Here is a 16,731-nt window from a genome sequence, read left to right as displayed (position 1 = left end):
GCAAAGGCGCCCGGTAACGGGCGCCTGGCGTACAGGCCTCAGCGGTTGAACCGCTCCACCAGCGAATACTGGCTGCCGGCAGTCGTGTTCAGCTCCTCGCTCAACAGCGCCGAATGCTGCGCCTGCTCGGCTGTTTGGTCAGCAAGGTCGGCAATGGTGCTGATGTTGCGGCTGATCTCGTCGGCCACTGCGGTCTGTTCTTCGGTTGCGGCGGCAATCTGGGTGGCCATGTCGGTGATGTTGGCCACTGCCTCACTGATGCCCACCAGCGCCTCGTCGGCCTGCATCACCCGATCCACCCCCTCTTGCGCCTGACGGTGGCCGCTTTCCATGGTGGTGACGGCATTGCTGGCGGTCTGTTGCAGCTTGGCGATCAGGCTGTGGATCTGCCCAGTGGACTCGGCGGTACGCTGGGCCAACTGGCGCACCTCATCGGCGACCACCGCGAAACCACGCCCCATCTCACCCGCGCGCGCTGCCTCGATGGCTGCGTTGAGGGCCAGCAGGTTGGTCTGGTCGGCAATGCCTTTGATCACATCCACCACGCCGCCGATCTCGTCGCTGTCCTTGGCCAGCTGGGTCACGGTCTGCCCGGTTTCGCCAACTGCCGCCGACAGGCGCTCGATGGCTTCACGGGTTTCACCCGCAATCTGCCGACCCTGGCCAGTAAGGCGGTTGGCCTCCTGGGTGGCATCGGCGGTGCGTTGCACGTGGTTGGCCACTTCCTGGGTAGTGGCGGCCATCTGGTTGACGGCGGCAGCAACCTGCTCGGTTTCCACCCGCTGGCGTTCCAGCCCCGAAGAGCTCTTGTGTGCCAGTACATCGGATTGACGCGCCTGGTCGCTCAAGTGCTCGGCGGTATCCTGCAGGCGTGTCAGGCAGGTTTTCATGCGTGCGTCCTGGCTCAGCATGGCCATTTCCAGGCGTGCCTGCACCCCGCGGCTGTCGGTGTACATTTGCGCGATCAGCGGGTCGGACGTGGTCTGTTCGGCCAGGCGCAGCAGGCGCTTGAGCCCGCGCTGCTGCCAGGTCAGGCCCAGCAGGCCCAAGGGCACGGAAAGCGCCGCGGCCAACGCGAAGCCCCAGGAGTGTCCCAGCCATATGCCAATCAGGAAGCCGATCTGGCTGATCAGAATGAACGGCAGCCAGTCCTGCAGCACCGGCAGCCAGCGGTCGCGGCGCGGGACCGCGGGTTTGCCCTGGTTGATGCGCTGGTACAACGCCTCGGCGCGGCGGATCTGCTCAGCGGTCGGCTTGACCCTGACCGATTCGAAACCGACAACCTGGTTGTTTTCGAAAACCGGTGTGACATAGGCATTGACCCAGTAATGGTCGCCGGTCTTGCAGCGGTTCTTGACGATACCCATCCAGGGCTGGCCCTGCTTGAGGGTTTGCCACATGTGGGCAAAGACGGCGGGCGGCACGTCGGGGTGACGGACCAGGTTATGCGGCGCACCCATCAGCTCTTCGCGGGTAAAACCGCTGATTTCGATGAACGCATCGTTGCAGTATGTAATAACGCCTTTGGCATTGGTGGTGGAGATCAACCGCTGCTTGGCAGGGAAAGTCCGTTCTCTCTGGGTAATCGGCTGGTTGTTACGCATGGCTTGGATGTCCGCGGGGCTTTGGAGGGCTATCGGCACGCCGCGTGTTTTGTTGAGGGAATATTTGCAGGGCTTGATCCAAAGCAATACGCCAGTAACGCACTTGAATTACCAAACGTGACAGTTCGCAGCTGATAGCCGCAATAACGCGCTTTTTATTGCGTTTAAGTGACGGCGCGGTGAACTATTCATTGCGCTGATTGTAGGGGCACCTGCGCGCAGGGCGCAGATGCCCTATTGCCTTCACGCCGCTATGAGTTGGCGCAACACGTAATGCAGGATGCCGCCGGCCTTGAAGTATTCCACTTCATTGAGGGTGTCGATGCGGCATAACACCTCGATGTCCAGCTGTTGCCCATCCTCGCGGATGATGCGCAGTGGCAAGCTCATGCCGGGGTGAATGTGCACGCCTTCAAGGCCGGTTAGCTCGATCTGCTCCCTGCCGGTGAGGCCCAGCTGCTTGCGGTCATGCCCAGCCTTGAACTGCAGAGGGAGCACGCCCATGCCGACCAGGTTCGAGCGGTGGATACGCTCGAAGCTCTCGGCAAGCACAGCCTTGACCCCCAGCAGGTTGGTGCCCTTGGCCGCCCAGTCGCGGCTGGAACCAGTGCCGTACTCCTGGCCAGCAATCACCACCAGCGGTGTGCCGTCCTGTTGGTAACGCATGGCGGCATCGTAGATGGACAGTTTCTCACCCGTGGGTACGTACAAGGTGTTACCACCTTCCTCGCCGCCGAGCATTTCATTGCGGATGCGAATATTGGCAAAGGTGCCCCGCATCATGACTTCGTGGTTGCCGCGGCGCGATCCGTAGGAGTTGAAATCCCTGGGCTCCACACCTTTGTCACGCAAATAACGCCCTGCCGGGCTGTCGGCCTTGATGTTGCCCGCAGGCGAGATGTGGTCGGTGGTGACCGAGTCGCCCAACAGCGCCAGTATGCGTGCGCCACGGATGTCGGTGATCTGCGGGGCGGGGCCCTCGATCCCCTCGAAGAAAGGCGGGTGCTGGATATAGGTGGAGTCGTCTTGCCACACATAGGTCGCAGCCTGCGGCACTTCGATGGCCTGCCACTGTGCATCGCCGGCAAACACCTCGGCGTACTCCTTGTGGAACATCGCGGTATCGACCTTGGCTACCGCAGCAGCCACTTCCTGCTGGGTGGGCCAGATGTCCTTCAGGTAGACAGGTTGGCCATGCTTGTCGGTGCCCAGCGGGTCCTTGGTCAGGTCCACACGCACACTGCCTGCCAGGGCATAGGCCACCACCAGAGGCGGGGAGGCCAGCCAGTTGGTCTTGACCAGTGGGTGTACCCTGCCTTCGAAGTTGCGGTTGCCCGACAGCACCGAGGCGACGGTCAGGTCGGCGTTGGCAATGGCTTTTTCAATTGGCTCGTCCAGCGGCCCGGAGTTACCGATGCAGGTGGTGCAGCCATAGCCCACCAGGTCGAAGCCCAGTTCGTCGAGGTAGGGCGTAAGCCCGGCCGCGTGGAAGTACTCCGTGACCACCTTCGAACCAGGGGCCAGCGAGCTCTTGACCCACGGCTTGCGTTGCAGGCCTTTTTCCAGGGCCTTTTTGGCAACCAGGCCTGCCGCCATCATGACGCTGGGGTTGGACGTGTTGGTACAGGAGGTGATGGCCGCAATGACCACGGCGCCGTCGCGCAGTGTGTGGGTCTGCCCCTGGTGGCTGTAGTCGATTTCACCGGCTTGGTCAGCATTGCCAACGGCCACGCCGCCGCCGCCCTCGCTCTCCAGCCGCCCGACTTCGCGGGCAAGCGGTTTGGGCTGCAGTTCGATGAAGTGGTCGAAGGCTTGGCTGACTTGGCCCAGTGCTACCCGATCCTGCGGGCGCTTGGGCCCTGCCAGGCTGGATTCCACATCGTGCATGTCCAGGGCCAGCGTGTCGCTGAACAACGGTTCCTGGCCCGGTAGGCGCCACAGCCCCTGGGCCTTGCAGTAATGCTCCACCAGTTCCACGGTGGCAGCCGGTCGGCCCGATAGCCTCAGGTAGTCCAGGGTTACATCATCCACCGGGAAGAAACCGCACGTGGCGCCGTATTCCGGTGCCATGTTGGCGATGGTTGCACGGTCGGCCAGGGGCAGCTCGGCCAGGCCGTCGCCGTAGAATTCGACGAACTTGCCCACCACGCCTTTCTTGCGCAGCATTTGGGTCACCGTCAGCACCAGGTCGGTGGCGGTGATGCCTTCGCGCAGCTTGCCGGTCAGCTTGAAGCCAATCACCTGCGGTATCAGCATCGATACGGGCTGGCCGAGCATCGCCGCTTCCGCTTCGATGCCGCCCACACCCCAGCCCAGCACGCCCAGGCCATTGATCATGGTGGTGTGCGAGTCGGTGCCCACCAGCGTGTCGGGGAACGCGTAGGTACGGCCGTCCGCCTCGCGGGTCCAGACCGTACGGCCCAGGTATTCAAGGTTGACCTGGTGGCAGATGCCGGTGCCCGGTGGTACCACGCTGAAGTTGTCGAAGGCACTTTGGCCCCAGCGCAGGAATGCGTAGCGCTCGCCGTTACGCTGCATTTCGATGTCGACGTTTTCGCCGAAAGCCTGTGCAGTGCCGTAGTGGTCGACCATCACCGAGTGGTCGATGACCAGGTCCACCGGCGACAGCGGGTTAATGCGTTGTGGGTCGCCGCCAGCCTTGGCCATGGCCGCGCGCATGGCGGCCAGGTCGACCACTGCAGGGACGCCGGTAAAGTCCTGCATCAGCACGCGGGCCGGGCGGTACTGGATTTCGCGGTCCGAGCGGCGCTCGGTCAGCCACTGGGCCAGCGCTTGCAGGTCGTCGCGGGTGACGGTTTTGCCGTCCTCCCAGCGCAGCAGGTTTTCCAGCAGCACTTTCAGCGACATGGGCAGGCGCTGCAGGTCACCCAACTGGCGGGCGGCCTCGGCAAGGCTGAAATAGTGGTAGGTCTGGTTGCCGACTTGTAGCGGCTTGAGGGTTTTCAGGCTATCGAGCGAGGGCATTGCCAACTCCTTCTGCGCCGGTGCCAGGCAACGACGCAAGGGGTTGCCAGTAGCACCGCTGTGTACCAGCCCGCACGGCACGGGCCTGGCTGAATGGTCAGGTTAGTCCGGTTTGCGTTACCTGACCCTTTTCTGGACCGGCGGGGCATGTCGCAGGTTCCGAACTTCCTTTATCATCGCGGCCCTGCCGGCGCCTTGGGTGCGCCAGCCGTCGTGGAGTGAGAGATGAATACCCTGTTCATGCATTGCCGGCCCGGTTTCGAGGGCGAGGTGTGCGCCGAGATCAGCGAACACGCTGCCCGTGTGGGCGTTGCCGGTTACGCCAAGGGCAAGGCGCATGGCGCCTGCGCCGAGTTCGTCTGTAGCGAGGCGGGCGCTGCCGAGCGGCTGATGGGCGCGCTGCGCTTCAGCCAGCTAATCTTTGCGCGGCAGTGGGCATGTGGTGGGTACATCGAGTTGCCGGAAACCGACCGCATCAGTGTGCTGCTGGAGCAGCTGGCGGGCCAGCCGGTGTTCGGCAGCCTTTGGCTGGAAGTGCTGGACAGCAATGACGGCAAGGAACTGTCCACGTTCTGCCGCAAGTTCGAGGCGCCGTTGCGCAAGGCGCTGGAGAAGGCTGGCCGGCTGGTCGAGGACACTTCACGCCCGCGCTTGCTGCTGACCTTCATCAGCGGCCGACGGGTGTTTGCCGGAAGTGCACCGCCTGCCAACAGCGCGCTTTGGCCAATGGGCATCCCGCGCCTGAAATTCCCCCGCGAGGCGCCCAGCCGTTCGACGTTGAAGCTGGAAGAAGCCTGGCACCAGTTCATCCCGCGGGACCAGTGGGAGCAACGCCTGGGCGACGACATGACGGGGGTGGACCTGGGTGCTTCGCCTGGCGGCTGGACGTATCAGCTGGTGCGACGGGGCATGCTGGTCACGGCCATCGATAACGGGCCTATGGCAGAAAGCCTCATGGACACGGGGTTGGTGCAGCATTTGATGGCCGATGGTTTCACCTGGCGGCCGAAGCAGGCGGTGGACTGGATGGTGTGTGACATCGTCGAGAAGCCGGCGCGAACCACTTCGCTGATCGAAACGTGGTTAGGCGAAGGGCTGTGTCGGGAGGCGGTAGTCAACCTCAAGTTGCCGATGAAACAGCGGTATGCAGAGGTGCGGCGGTTGCTGGATCGGATGGAGGCAACGTTCAAGGCGAGCAAGGTGAGGGTGTCGATTGCTTGCAAGCAGCTTTACCATGACCGTGAGGAGGTGACCTGTCACTTGCGCCGGTTGGATCTGAAACCGCGCCGGTGATGGCAACCACGGGCATGCCTTGGCTCAAGTGGTGGCGCTCGGTCTCGCAAGCAAAAGCACTATCGAGGAGGGCACCATCAAGCTTGGTCCACACCGAACAATGCGCGACAATGGCAATCATTTTGCGGAGCCCTCCATGACCGACTTCACCCCTGATGCCACCCTCGACGCCACGGGCCTGAATTGCCCTGAACCGGTGATGATGCTGCACCAGCACGTGCGTGATCTGGCCGCAGGCGGCCTGCTCAAGGTCATCGCCACCGACCCCTCCACGCGCCGCGACATCCCCAAGTTCTGCAACTTTCTTGGCCACGAACTGCTGCAGCAACAGGAAGAGGCTGGCACCTTCCTGTACTGGATCCGCAAGAAAGCCGACTGAAGCGCTCTGGAACACACCCCGCGTTGCGCCTACACTGCGCTGCCCAGACAGGAGAGCGCCATGCTGATAGTTGCCGACGAGAATATCCCGCTGCTCGATGCATTCTTCCAGGGCTTCGGCGAGATACGCCGATACCCAGGGCGGGGGCTCGATGCTGCCAGCGTCAGGGATGCCGACATTCTGCTGGTACGCTCCGTCACCAAGGTGGACCGCCAACTGCTTGAAGGCAGCCGCGTGCGCTTCGTGGGTACGTGCACCATTGGTACCGACCACCTCGACCTCGATTACTTCACCCAAGCGGGTATCCGCTGGAGCAGCGCCCCTGGCTGCAATGCCCGAGGCGTGGTGGATTACGTATTGGGCAGCCTGCTGACACTTGCCGACCTCGAAGGGGTTGCGCTGCCTGACAAGGTCTACGGCGTGGTGGGCGCCGGTGAGGTGGGCGGGCGGCTAGTGCGCGTGCTGCGTGGGCTGGGATGGAAGGTCATGGTGTGTGACCCACCGCGCCAGGCTGCCGAGGGCGGTGATTACGTCAGCCTTGATGCCATCCTGGAACACTGCGATGTGATCAGCCTGCATACGCCCCTGCAGCGCGGCGGGGGTTGCCCTACCTGGCATCTGCTCGGCCAGCCGCAACTGGCCCGCCTGCGCCCCGGTGCCTGGGTGCTCAATGCCAGCCGCGGGCCCGTCATCGACAATGCAGCCTTGCGCGAACTGCTGAACGCGCGTGCCGATGTGCACGCTGTATTGGACGTGTGGGAAGGGGAGCCGGAGGTCGACCTGCCATTGGCCGACCTGTGCACGCTGGCCACCCCGCACATCGCAGGCTACAGCCTCGATGGCCGCCAGCGCGGTACCGCACAGATCTACCAGGCGCTGTGCCGCCATTTGGGCGTTGATGAGCAGGTGGCGCTGGCCGACCTGCTGCCACGCCCGCCGCTGGCGCGGATCGAGCTGGATGCCGGTGCGGATCTGCAATGGGCACTGGCTACCCTGTGCCGTGCGGTCTATGACCCACGCCGCGACGATGCGGATTTGCGCCGCAGCCTCAGTGACGACAGCCAACGGCAACGGGCAGCGTTCGACCAGCTGCGCAAGCACTACCCGCCGCGTCGTGAAATCGAGGGCCTGGCCGTTCATGTACGTGGAGACTCGCCGCAATTGGTGCAGATGGTAGGGGCGTTGGGCGCAAGGCTGGTTTGAAAACAGCCGAGCAGGGGTTGGCGAACAACGCCATCTAGCGGGCGAAAAAAACCCGGCACAGGTGCCGGGTTACAGGAAATTCGCCAATCAGTCCTTGCGTACGCGCTCCACCCGGCTTTCTTCCAAGGCTTTGCAGGCCTGCTGGATCATCTGCTCGGTGATGGGTACCTCACGCCCCTGTGCGTCGATCAGGGCGCCGGCAACCTTTTGCTGCGGTGCGCACCCAGGCTTGGCGTGGTGGTCGTGGTTGGATTGCACGTTCATGCATGGTCTCCTCTTCAGTGACGGAATCAGGTTAACCCTGCGCCATGACCAGGCGGGGACAAGCCTCTCGCGGGCCAGGCAGGCACAGTGCAACAGATACGGCGCAAAAGCTCCATACCAGGGTTAGATCGATAGGCTATAGCAGCCTCCGGCAGTTCCATGAGGGGGGATGAGTGGTAGGCTGGAGGGCCCACCTTTTTGTGATAACCCCCATGCCTCACTCCGATGCTCGCCCACGCCGCGCCTTGCGCCTGGCCTGGCAGTTCGTTCGCCCCTACCGCCAGCGCGTGCTGCTGGCGCTGCTGGCACTGGTTGTGACCGCAGCCATTACCCTGTCCATGGGGCAAGGCATACGGTTGCTGGTGGATCAGGGGTTCATGACCGGGTCGGTGCACCAGCTCAACCAGACTATCGCGCTGTTCATGGCGTTGGTTGTTGCTCTGGCGTTGGGAACGTTCAGCCGCTTTTACCTGGTGTCGTGGATTGGCGAGCGCTGTGTGGCGGATATCCGTCGGGCGGTGTTCGACCACCTGCTGACGCTGCACCCTGGGTTTTTCGAAGACAACCGCAGCTCCGAAATACAGTCGCGGCTGACCGCCGATACCACCTTGCTGCAGTCGGTGATCGGTTCGTCCCTGTCCATGTTCCTGCGTAATGCGTTGATGGTGATCGGCGGGGTGATTGTGCTGTTCATCACCAATCCCAAACTGACCAGCATCGTGGTGGTGACGCTGCCAGTGGTGCTCGCCCCGATTCTGTTGTTCGGTCGCCGGGTACGCAGCCTGTCGCGCCTGAGCCAGGACCGGGTGGCGGACGTGGGCAGTTACGTGGCCGAAACCCTCGGCCAGATCAAGACTGTGCAGGCCTATACCCATCAGGCCCACGACCGCGAGCAGTTTGCCGAGGCTGTCGAAGAGGCGTTTTCGGTGGCCCGCAAGCGTATTGCCCAGCGAGCCTGGCTGATCACGCTGGTCATCATGCTGGTGCTCGGGGCGATTGGGGTGATGTTGTGGGTAGGCGGTACGGACGTTATCGCTGGGCGCATTTCGGCCGGCGAGCTGGCGGCGTTCGTGTTCTATAGCCTGATCGTGGGGAGTGCGTTCGGTACGCTGAGCGAAGTGATTGGCGAGCTGCAGCGGGCGGCGGGCGCGGCTGAGCGCATTGCCGAACTGCTGGCCGCCACCAGTGTGATCCAGCCCCCTGCACCAGCACAGCAGCTGCCCCTGGCGCGGGCGAGCGGGCGCATCGCGCTGCACAACATCGTGTTTGCCTACCCCTCACGCCCGGCAGTGGCAGCCATTGACCACCTCAGCCTGGAGATCGAGCCTGGGCAGACGGTGGCGCTGGTTGGGCCTTCGGGGGCTGGCAAGTCCACCCTGTTCGACTTGCTGCTGCGCTTCCATGACCCACAGCAGGGGCGCATCCTGCTTGATGGCATCGCAATTGACCAGCTCGAACCTGACACGTTACGCCGGCAATTCGCCCTGGTGGCGCAGAACCCCTCGCTGTTTCGCGGTACGGTGGCGGCGAATATCCGCTATGGCCGGCCGCAGGCCACCGACGTGCAGGTTGAAGCGGCGGCGCAGGGTGCCCATGCGGACGCGTTCATCCGCCAATTGCCGCAGGGTTACCAGACCCTCCTCGGGGAGGGTGGCATCGGCCTGTCCGGTGGCCAGCGACAACGCATCGCGATAGCCCGGGCCTTGTTGGTGGATGCGCCGGTGCTGCTGCTCGATGAGGCCACCAGCGCCTTGGATGCGCAAAGCGAGTACCTGATTCAACAGGCACTCCCCGCACTGATGGCAGGCCGGACCACGCTGGTGATCGCCCACCGCCTGGCGACGGTGCAGCATGCCGACCGCATCGCAGTGATCGATAAAGGCCGCGTGGTTGCGGTGGGCACTCACCGCCAGTTGATCGAGACCAGCCCGCTGTATGCGCGGCTGGCTTCGTTGCAGTTCAACACCGATTAGCCTGCAGCGGGGTTGTCATATTTTTGTAGTAATTGCCTGAGACTATCTGCCCAACTGTTGTGCACGTGCTCGAACTGGCTGCTATCTGCTTGATGGCAGCTTTTTTTTGGCCTGCCTTCCGGGACAAAGAGTGTCTAGACGGGTGTCGCGTGCGCGCGCCGTTTCTTCCCTTCCTGTTTTTGAGATGCATGATGTTTAGCAAATCCCTCAAGGTGCAGATTCTGCTGATGCTGGGCGGTAGCCTGGCGGCCATGTTGCTGATCGCGCTGGTGTGCTTTCAGTTCCTGTCTTCCAGCGTTCGTAGCTATGCCCAATTGGTGGACGGGCCACTGCAGGCCTCCCAGATGATCGAAGAGGCCAATCTTCAGTTCAAGATTCAGGTGCAGGAATGGAAAAACGTGCTGCTGCGCGGGCGTCAGCCTGCGGATATGGACAAGTACTGGCAGCAGTTCCAGGCGCGAGAACAGCAGGTGCAACAACTGCTGGACCAATTGATCGAGCGCAGTGACAGCCGCTTGAAGGGGCCACTGCAGCAACTGCGTGACAGCCACCTGCAACTGGGGCAGGACTACGAGCGCGGGCGTCAGGCCTTTATCGCCGCCGGGGGCGACCCATTTGCCGGCGACCTCGCGGTGAAGGGCGTAGACCGCGCGGCCAGCGAGCAGATGAGCCAGCTAGTCGAGCAGTTGCGTGCCGAGGCCGGCCAACGTGCCGGCGTCATCAGTGCCAATGCCGAACGTACCGTTTGGCTGGGCCTGCTGGTGATGCTGGCCTCAACACTGCTGGTAGGCCTGCTGAGCCTGTGGCTGGTGAATCGCAGCCTGGTCCAGCCTATACGGCAACTGATCGACTACGTCGCTCAGCTCAGCCAAGGCCGGTTCGAAGGCCGCGTGGAAAGCCGCCGGCAGGATGAGCTGGGGCGCCTGGCGAAGGCGGCCAACACCTTGCGGGATTTTCTGGCCGAGACCGTTGGCCGGCTCAAGGGCAATGCCCACGAGCTCGAGGACGCCAGCGGCCAGCTGCGCCACATTGCCAGCGAGATGGCAAACGGTACCGAAGACCAGTTCCAGCGTACCGACCAGGTCGCCACCGCCATGCACCAGATGTCTGCCACGGCCCAGGAAGTTGCCCGGCACGCCGCCGAGGCGGCGCGGGCAGCGGATGACGCCGACCAGGGTGCCCAGGCGGGTGAGCAGGTGATGCAGCAGACCATCGACATCATCGGCATGGTGAACCGGGAAATCACCGGCACGGCGGCGGTGATCCGCCACCTGGAAACCGACAGCGCACGTATTGGTAAAGTGCTTGAGGTCATCCGTGGTATCGCCGAGCAGACCAACCTGCTGGCTCTCAACGCTGCCATCGAAGCGGCCCGGGCTGGTGAGGCCGGGCGTGGCTTTGCCGTGGTGGCGGACGAGGTGCGCAGCCTGGCGCAGCGCACCGCTGCCTCGATTGCCGAGATCCACCAGATTATCGACGCCGTGCAGGGTGGTGCGGTTGAAGCGGTGAAGGCCATCCAAAGCGGCCAGCAGCGCAGCGAAGAGGGTGCCGAGCAAGTGCAGCAGGCGGGCCAGATGCTGCGGCGCATCACCTTGGCCGTCGAGGCCATTCGCGATATGAACAGGCAAATTGCCACGGCCGCCGAAGAGCAGACCAGTGTGGCCGAGGACATCTCCCGCAACCTGGTCGAAATCACCCGCATCGCGACCGCCAACCAACAGGCGGTGCAACACACCGAGCAAGCGGGGCAGCGCCTGCATGGGTTATCTGGGCAATTGGCGCAGGTGACCTCGCGGCTCAGCGCCTGAGGCGTTGCAATCCACAAAAAAGGCACAACAAAAAGCCCGCTCATGGCGGGCTTTTTGACAAGGATTTGGTCGGAGAGACAGGATTCGAACCTGCGGCCTTCTCGTCCCGAACGAGACGCGCTACCTGGCTGCGCTACACTCCGATGAACAAAATCCTACTGCATCCCGATTTTGCACGCAAGCCCTTGTTGTTAAAAGGGGCTTTGCCAAAATCGGGTGCCTGATCAGAGCTCTTTGACGGTACGGATCTGGTCTTTGTTCAAGCGCATGCGCTTGCCGTCCAACTGCTCGAATTCATAGAAGCCGGAGTCTTCATCGTAGGACGGTTTGTCCACTGCCTGAATTTCGCGGCCGTCGTTCAGGGTAATGACGGATGGGGTCGAGCAGCCTGCGAGGGCAGCCATGCCCGCAGCGAGCAGGAAGGCGGGAAGGGTCCGTTTGATCATCGTGGTTCTCCAAGTGCGATGGTGCAAGATGACAGTTAAGACGCGGGACGTTAGTGCAAGTTCCTTTCAAGTGCAGCATAACGGCAATGCTGTTGCTTGATCCAGCGCAAGCGCAGGGTACATCCGCTGTCTGCACATGGGCTGTGTTATAACTGCGGCCATTGCATGTACTTGTGATGGATACCCATGAAAGCCAAGGCAGATACCCCCTTCGTACCGCTGAACATTGCTGTGCTCACCGTCAGCGACACCCGTACCTTCGACACCGATACCTCTGGCCAGGTCTTCGTTGACCGGCTGAGCGCTGCAGGCCACCGTCTGGCCGAACGCGTGCTGCTCAAGGACGACCTGTACAAGATCCGTGCGCAGGTGGCCACCTGGATCGCCGATGACCAGGTACAAGTGGTGCTGATCACCGGCGGTACCGGCTTCACCGGCAGGGATAGCACCCCAGAGGCGGTCACCTGCCTGCTCGACAAGCAGGTAGAGGGTTTTGGCGAGCTGTTCCGCCAGATATCAGTGGCTGATATCGGGACATCGACGGTGCAGTCGCGGGCCCTGGCCGGCCTTGCCAATGGCACCCTGGTGTGCTGCCTGCCTGGCTCGACCAATGCCGTGCGCACAGGCTGGGACGGCATCCTGGCCGAGCAGCTCGATGCGCGGCATCGCCCGTGCAATTTTGTGCCCCACCTGAAGCAGGCAGCGGCCTGTGAAAGCCGTGGTTGAGGCGATTCAGGCCAGCGCGCTGATGCCGGTGGAGCAGGCCCTCGACCAGTTGCTGGCGCTGGCCGATGCTGCGCCGATCCGCGACGTGCAGACAGTGGCACTGGCCGAAGCACAGGGCAGGGTGCTGGCAACCGACCTGGTGGCGTCCCTCGACCTGCCGCCTTGGCCCAACAGTGCCATGGACGGGTACGCATTGCGCATGGCTGACTGGCAGGGCCAGCCGCTACCCGTCAGCCAGCGGATTTTTGCCGGCCATGCACCGCAGCCATTGCAACCAGGCACCTGTGCGCGCATTTTTACCGGGGCACCCGTGCCGCAGGGCGCCGACTGTGTGGAAATGCAGGAAAATGCCGCGCTTGGCGATGACGGCCGTGTCACCTTCCTGCAGGCTTTGAGCCCTCAGCAGAATATTCGTCCCCAAGGCCAGGAAACCCGCAAGGGCGAGCAGGTGATGGCTGCCGGCACTCGGCTGGGGCCGATCGAGTTGGGCCTTGCTGCCACATTGGGGCACGGGCACCTGGATGTGGTGCGCAAAGTGCGCGTTGCCGTGCTGTCTACAGGTGACGAGCTGGTCGAGCCTGGCCTGCCGCTGGGGCCTGGGCAGATCTACAACAGCAACCGCCAACTGTTGCTCAGCTGGTTGCTGCGCTTGGGCTGTGACGTGGTAGATGCTGGCATCCTGCCCGATGACCTGGCGCGCACGCGAGCCTGCCTCGCAGACCTGAGGGATGTCGACCTGATCTTGTCCACCGGTGGGGTGTCTGTCGGTGAGGCGGACTACCTGGGCGCTGCCCTGCGCGAGGCCGGTGAATTGGCGCTGTGGAAGCTGGCAATCAAACCGGGCAAGCCGCTCACGTTCGGCCATTTCCAGGGTGTGCCGGTGATCGGCCTGCCGGGTAACCCGGCCTCCACCCTGGTCACCTTCGGCCTGCTGGCCAGGCCTTACCTGCTCCGCCGGCAAGGGGTTGCCGATGTGACCCCGTTGAGTTTCCCCATGCCGGCCGGCTTCGACTGGCCCAAGCCTGGTAACCGCCGGGAGTACCTGCGTGCGCGCATCGAGCAAGGCCAGGTGCGTATCTACAAAAACCAGAGTTCAGGTGTGCTGCGCAGCGCAGTGTGGGCTGAGGGCCTGGTCGAGGTGCTTGAGGGCACCACACCGAAGCAGGGCGACAGCGTACGGTTCATTCCTTTCAGCGAATTGCTCGGCTGAGCGGCCTCGGTGCCTGCACCCGCTATTTTCGGGGGTGCATGCAACGAATATGCGCTGCGAATGGTCGAGATCAGGGTTGGTCAATTTCACGGAGACACCTTCATGCAAGGGCGCAAGGCGATGCTGATCCTGCACGGCAAGCAGGCGATGAACGAAGAGCTGCGCAGTGCCGTGCATGCCCTGCGGGACACGGGCTGGCAATTGGATGTCAGGGTGACCTGGGAGGGTGGCGATGCCCAGCGCCTGGTCGGCGAAGCGCTGGCTGCAGGTTACCCGCACATCGTTGCAGGCGGTGGCGATGGCACCTTGCGCGACGTGGCTGAAGCCATGGGGCTGGCGGGCACGCAGGCGAGCCTCGCGCTGTTGCCGCTGGGTACCGCGAATGATTTTGCCAAGGCTGCCGGTATCCCCCTGGAACCTGCTGCTGCACTGGCCCTGCTCAACCAGCCTGCCCAGGCGATTGACCTGGGCCAGGTGGGCGAGCAGCTGTTTCTGAACATGGCGACCGGTGGCTTCGGCAGCCAGGTCACGGCCAGCACCTCTGAGGACCTGAAAAAGGTGCTCGGCGCTGCAGCCTATCTGTTTACCGGGTTATCGCGGTTCAGTGAGCTGCAGGCCGCGTCCGTCGAACTGCAGGGGCCGGATTTCCACTGGCAAGGGGATTTGCTGGCCCTCGGTATCGGCAATGGCCGTCAGGCCGGCGGGGGGCAGGTGCTATGCCCCGAAGCGGTGGTCAATGACGGCCTGCTGGATATCGCCATCCTACCAGCACCCACCGAGGTGGTAGGCGCCCTGCGTGATCTTTTCGGGGGCGAAGGGTTGTTCATCAGGGCGAGGCTGCCGTGGGTAGAGGTGAAGAGTTCGCAGGGGCTGGACATCAACCTGGACGGTGAGCCCCTGAAGGCAGACAGCCTGCGCTTTGAAGCCAAGCCCGCGGCCTTGCGCCTGCACCTGCCCAGTGCCTCGCCGCTGCTCAGTCATCCAGGCTGATAATTTTCTCGCGCACGGCAAACAGCACCAGGCCGGCCACGTCATGAATCTGCAGGCGTTTCATCACTTGGGAACGGTGGGTTTCCACGGTCTTGATCGAAAGACCAAGGCCGGCTGCTATTTCGCGGGTCGATTTGCCACGCACGATCAGGCGCAGAATTTCCAACTGCCGGGCGGTGAGGTTGTGGCGATCGCACGCCGCATGCTTGCCGTGCCTGCTGTGCCGCAGCGCCTGGTTGATCACGGTATGTGCAATGGCTGGGCTGAGGTAGCGCTCACCACTGCGCACCGCCCCCAGCGCCTGTTCCAGTTCGGTGGCGCTGGTGTCCTTGAGCAGGTAACCATGAGCACCGCTTTCAAGTGCGCGCATGATCAGGTCCGGGTCTGTGTGCATGGACAGGATCAGCACCCGGCAGGCGCTGCCGCTGGCGCGTAGCTGGGTGAGTGCATCCAGGCCGCTGGTCGAGCGCATCGAAATGTCCAGCAGGATGATGTCCGGGTTCAGGGTGCGTACCTGATCCAGCAGCTGGCTACCGTCATCGGCCTCGCCAATCACTTCGTAGCCGGGTATATCGCCCACCAAGGCTCTGACCCCGGCGCGGATCAGCGAGTGATCGTCTACCAGCAGCAGTCTACAGGTCATGGGCAGCCGCTCTTCCTGCCCGTTGCCGGGTGCGCGCAGGCCATGGGAATACCGCCTCTATGCGTACCCCCCGGCCTGGCTCGCTGATGATGTCCAGGCTGCCCTGCAACGCCGTGACCCGCTCCAGCATGCCGGCCAGGCCGCGTTGGCCTGCCAGGGCAGGGTGCTTTGCAGGGGTGAACCCGCAGCCGTCGTCGTGAATCGACAGCGCCAGCCCCGCCGCAGTGCGTTGCAGGCGGACGACCAGGTTACGGGCCTGTGCGTGTCGCAGCATATTGGTGACGGCCTCCTGGGTGATCCGGAACACCGCCATGGCGACCACCTCGTCGATGCCCCCCAGGCGCTGTTTGCAGGCCAGGCTCCAGTGCACGCCACTGCTGCGCAACGTGCGCACCAAGTGCGCGCGCAGGCTGGCCTCAAGGCCCAGGCTGGCCAGTTGCCGAGGGTTCAGAAGTGCAGAAACATCGCGCACGTTGCCCAAGGCGTCGTCCAGTGTACTGCGCAGGGCGTCACAATGGCTTTGCAACTCGGAGGGCAAGCGCCGCTGCAGCCATTGCAGTTGCAACTTGGCTGCAGTCAACAGCTGGCCGATGTCGTCATGCAGCTCCCGGCCCAGGTGCTGACGTTCAGTTTCCTGCACTTTCAGCATTCGCTCTGCCAGCTCTGCAGGCCGCAAACTGATGCACCTGGCACCGACGCCCAGTTGCAGCGCGGCGCACAGCGCCGTGGCCAGCTGCAGCACCATCAGGCTTGAGGGGATGGGCTGGTGAAGCAGGTAAAGCGCCAGGTGAGCGCCGCACGAGGCCAGGCACAGCACTGCCGTTGCCCAGCACAGCAAGGCGGACGGGGAGTGGCAACGCAAAGAAGTCATCAAGCGTGGGAACATAGGTAGGGAAGCCACTGAAGTATTGCTGATGGAGGCCTTGCACAGTGCAGCTCAGAGGCTTTGGCGCAGTACTTTCGATGTTTTTTCAACCACGTGATCTTTCAACCTTTCTTCAAGTTGCAAGCGTTTTGGGGGCGCATACTACCACTTCGTATTCAGGTGGTCGCCGCTGGCCGTTGACGGTAGAGGCTGTTTGCGTTGGGCATGACGAGTAGCAAAATGCCATCCATCGACCATGTTCTACGCACTTTCCTTGCAACTTTCCGAAACACGGAATTCAACTTTACAAGTTCATCCCCGGCGAGCGTCTCTTACTAGCGG

The 16,731-nt window shown here is 63.1% G+C and carries 14 protein-coding genes, 1 tRNA gene and 1 pseudogene; 9 read left to right on the top strand and 7 right to left on the bottom strand.

All coding sequences use genetic code 11. The features are described 5' to 3' along the window. Positions 1 to 38: 38 nt before the first annotated feature. Positions 39 to 1,604, bottom strand: coding sequence for a methyl-accepting chemotaxis protein (locus tag IAE38_RS08485; protein ID WP_201217019.1), 1,566 nt, complete (start codon positions 1,602 to 1,604; stop codon positions 39 to 41). Between the two features lie 243 nt (positions 1,605 to 1,847). Then, entirely contained in the window at positions 1,848 to 4,589 is a 2,742-nt protein-coding gene (acnA, locus tag IAE38_RS08480) for an aconitate hydratase AcnA (protein ID WP_201217016.1), read from the bottom strand. Positions 4,590 to 4,814: 225 nt separating this feature from the next. Here acnA and rlmM point away from each other — a divergent pair, with 225 nt between their 5' ends. The 3 genes from rlmM to pdxB all read left to right on the top strand — a co-directional run bounded on the left by rlmM (position 4,815) and on the right by pdxB (position 7,464). Further along, a complete protein-coding gene (gene rlmM, locus IAE38_RS08475; protein WP_201217013.1) occupies positions 4,815 to 5,882 on the top strand; it encodes a 23S rRNA (cytidine(2498)-2'-O)-methyltransferase RlmM in 1,068 nt (355 codons plus the stop codon). Between the two features lie 136 nt (positions 5,883 to 6,018). Further along, the gene (gene tusA, locus IAE38_RS08470; protein ID WP_060482166.1) at positions 6,019 to 6,261 is read left to right on the top strand and encodes a sulfurtransferase TusA; all 243 of its coding nucleotides are present in this window, start codon (positions 6,019 to 6,021) and stop codon (positions 6,259 to 6,261) included. 60 nt (positions 6,262 to 6,321) lie between these two features. Beyond that, a complete protein-coding gene (pdxB, locus tag IAE38_RS08465) occupies positions 6,322 to 7,464 on the top strand; it encodes a 4-phosphoerythronate dehydrogenase PdxB (RefSeq protein ID WP_201217010.1) in 1,143 nt (380 codons plus the stop codon). Positions 7,465 to 7,551: 87 nt separating this feature from the next. Here pdxB and IAE38_RS08460 read toward each other — a convergent pair whose 3' ends face one another. Beyond that, the gene (locus tag IAE38_RS08460) at positions 7,552 to 7,728 is read right to left on the bottom strand and encodes a PA1571 family protein (RefSeq protein WP_169338807.1); all 177 of its coding nucleotides are present in this window, start codon (positions 7,726 to 7,728) and stop codon (positions 7,552 to 7,554) included. A gap of 212 nt (positions 7,729 to 7,940) precedes the next feature. Between IAE38_RS08460 and IAE38_RS08455 the strand changes: the two genes are divergently transcribed. From IAE38_RS08455 to IAE38_RS24255, 3 genes and pseudogenes are all read left to right on the top strand, one after another. Next, complete coding sequence (locus IAE38_RS08455; protein ID WP_201162749.1) at positions 7,941 to 9,701, top strand: ABC transporter transmembrane domain-containing protein; 1,761 nt, start codon at positions 7,941 to 7,943, stop codon at positions 9,699 to 9,701. A gap of 92 nt (positions 9,702 to 9,793) precedes the next feature. Continuing rightward, positions 9,794 to 10,576 (top strand): annotated as a pseudogene (locus IAE38_RS24260) (methyl-accepting chemotaxis protein); the annotation flags it as partial. A gap of 165 nt (positions 10,577 to 10,741) precedes the next feature. Continuing rightward, positions 10,742 to 11,509: a methyl-accepting chemotaxis protein gene (locus tag IAE38_RS24255; RefSeq protein ID WP_442968271.1), complete on the top strand. Its 768-nt coding sequence runs from the start codon at positions 10,742 to 10,744 to the stop codon at positions 11,507 to 11,509. Between the two features lie 66 nt (positions 11,510 to 11,575). On the opposite strand, the gene IAE38_RS08445 is transcribed toward IAE38_RS24255, so the two are convergent. Together IAE38_RS08445 and IAE38_RS08440 are read right to left on the bottom strand one after the other, a co-directional pair. Then, positions 11,576 to 11,652 (bottom strand) — tRNA-Pro (locus IAE38_RS08445). Positions 11,653 to 11,733: 81 nt separating this feature from the next. Continuing rightward, positions 11,734 to 11,955 carry a YgdI/YgdR family lipoprotein gene (locus IAE38_RS08440; RefSeq protein WP_028632457.1) on the bottom strand — a complete coding sequence of 74 codons (222 nt, stop codon included), beginning with the start codon at positions 11,953 to 11,955 and terminating at the stop codon, positions 11,734 to 11,736. A 186-nt stretch (positions 11,956 to 12,141) separates the two neighbouring features. Between IAE38_RS08440 and moaB the strand changes: the two genes are divergently transcribed. The 3 genes from moaB (at position 12,142) to yegS (ending at position 14,881) form a co-directional block, all read left to right on the top strand. Then, on the top strand, positions 12,142 to 12,681 hold the full coding sequence (gene moaB / locus IAE38_RS08435) for a molybdenum cofactor biosynthesis protein B (protein WP_028632458.1): 540 nt from the start codon (positions 12,142 to 12,144) through the stop codon (positions 12,679 to 12,681). Further along, positions 12,665 to 13,891, top strand: coding sequence for a molybdopterin molybdotransferase MoeA (locus IAE38_RS08430; protein ID WP_328822889.1), 1,227 nt, complete (start codon positions 12,665 to 12,667; stop codon positions 13,889 to 13,891). Before moaB ends, IAE38_RS08430 begins: the two co-directional genes overlap by 17 nt. A gap of 102 nt (positions 13,892 to 13,993) precedes the next feature. Further along, positions 13,994 to 14,881: a lipid kinase YegS gene (yegS, locus tag IAE38_RS08425; protein ID WP_201217004.1), complete on the top strand. Its 888-nt coding sequence runs from the start codon at positions 13,994 to 13,996 to the stop codon at positions 14,879 to 14,881. On the opposite strand, the gene IAE38_RS08420 is transcribed toward yegS, so the two are convergent. Both IAE38_RS08420 and IAE38_RS08415 read right to left on the bottom strand, forming a co-directional pair. Further along, the gene (locus IAE38_RS08420; RefSeq protein WP_201162755.1) at positions 14,865 to 15,524 is read right to left on the bottom strand and encodes a response regulator; all 660 of its coding nucleotides are present in this window, start codon (positions 15,522 to 15,524) and stop codon (positions 14,865 to 14,867) included. The two genes, yegS and IAE38_RS08420, sit on opposite strands and share 17 nt — an antisense overlap. Beyond that, the gene (locus IAE38_RS08415; RefSeq protein ID WP_201217097.1) at positions 15,514 to 16,410 is read right to left on the bottom strand and encodes a sensor histidine kinase; all 897 of its coding nucleotides are present in this window, start codon (positions 16,408 to 16,410) and stop codon (positions 15,514 to 15,516) included. The genes IAE38_RS08420 and IAE38_RS08415 overlap by 11 nt, the downstream gene beginning before the upstream one ends. Positions 16,411 to 16,731: the final 321 nt, after the last annotated feature.

Source organism: Pseudomonas sp. S32 (assembly GCF_016648095.1).
Lineage (GTDB): Bacteria > Pseudomonadota > Gammaproteobacteria > Pseudomonadales > Pseudomonadaceae > Aquipseudomonas > Aquipseudomonas parafulva.
Note: the sequence above shows the minus strand (reverse complement) of the source record. Positions and strands in the feature narration are given on the sequence as shown.

Bases quoted from the DNA above. Each gene is read 5' to 3' on its own strand.
- yegS (WP_201217004.1), top strand. From the start codon at position 13,994: ATGCAAGGGCGCAAGGCGATGCTGATCCTGCACGGCAAGCAGGCGATG.
- IAE38_RS08455 (WP_201162749.1), top strand. From the start codon at position 7,941: ATGCCTCACTCCGATGCTCGCCCACGCCGCGCCTTGCGCCTGGCCTGG.
- IAE38_RS24255 (WP_442968271.1), top strand. From the start codon at position 10,742: ATGGCAAACGGTACCGAAGACCAGTTCCAGCGTACCGACCAGGTCGCC.
- IAE38_RS08485 (WP_201217019.1), bottom strand. From the start codon at position 1,604: ATGCGTAACAACCAGCCGATTACCCAGAGAGAACGGACTTTCCCTGCC.
- IAE38_RS08420 (WP_201162755.1), bottom strand. From the start codon at position 15,524: ATGACCTGTAGACTGCTGCTGGTAGACGATCACTCGCTGATCCGCGCC.
- IAE38_RS08415 (WP_201217097.1), bottom strand. From the start codon at position 16,410: ATGTTCCCACGCTTGATGACTTCTTTGCGTTGCCACTCCCCGTCCGCC.
- acnA (WP_201217016.1), bottom strand. From the start codon at position 4,589: ATGCCCTCGCTCGATAGCCTGAAAACCCTCAAGCCGCTACAAGTCGGC.
- IAE38_RS08460 (WP_169338807.1), bottom strand. From the start codon at position 7,728: ATGAACGTGCAATCCAACCACGACCACCACGCCAAGCCTGGGTGCGCA.
- rlmM (WP_201217013.1), top strand. From the start codon at position 4,815: ATGAATACCCTGTTCATGCATTGCCGGCCCGGTTTCGAGGGCGAGGTG.
- pdxB (WP_201217010.1), top strand. From the start codon at position 6,322: ATGCTGATAGTTGCCGACGAGAATATCCCGCTGCTCGATGCATTCTTC.
- IAE38_RS08440 (WP_028632457.1), bottom strand. From the start codon at position 11,955: ATGATCAAACGGACCCTTCCCGCCTTCCTGCTCGCTGCGGGCATGGCT.
- tusA (WP_060482166.1), top strand. From the start codon at position 6,019: ATGACCGACTTCACCCCTGATGCCACCCTCGACGCCACGGGCCTGAAT.
- moaB (WP_028632458.1), top strand. From the start codon at position 12,142: ATGAAAGCCAAGGCAGATACCCCCTTCGTACCGCTGAACATTGCTGTG.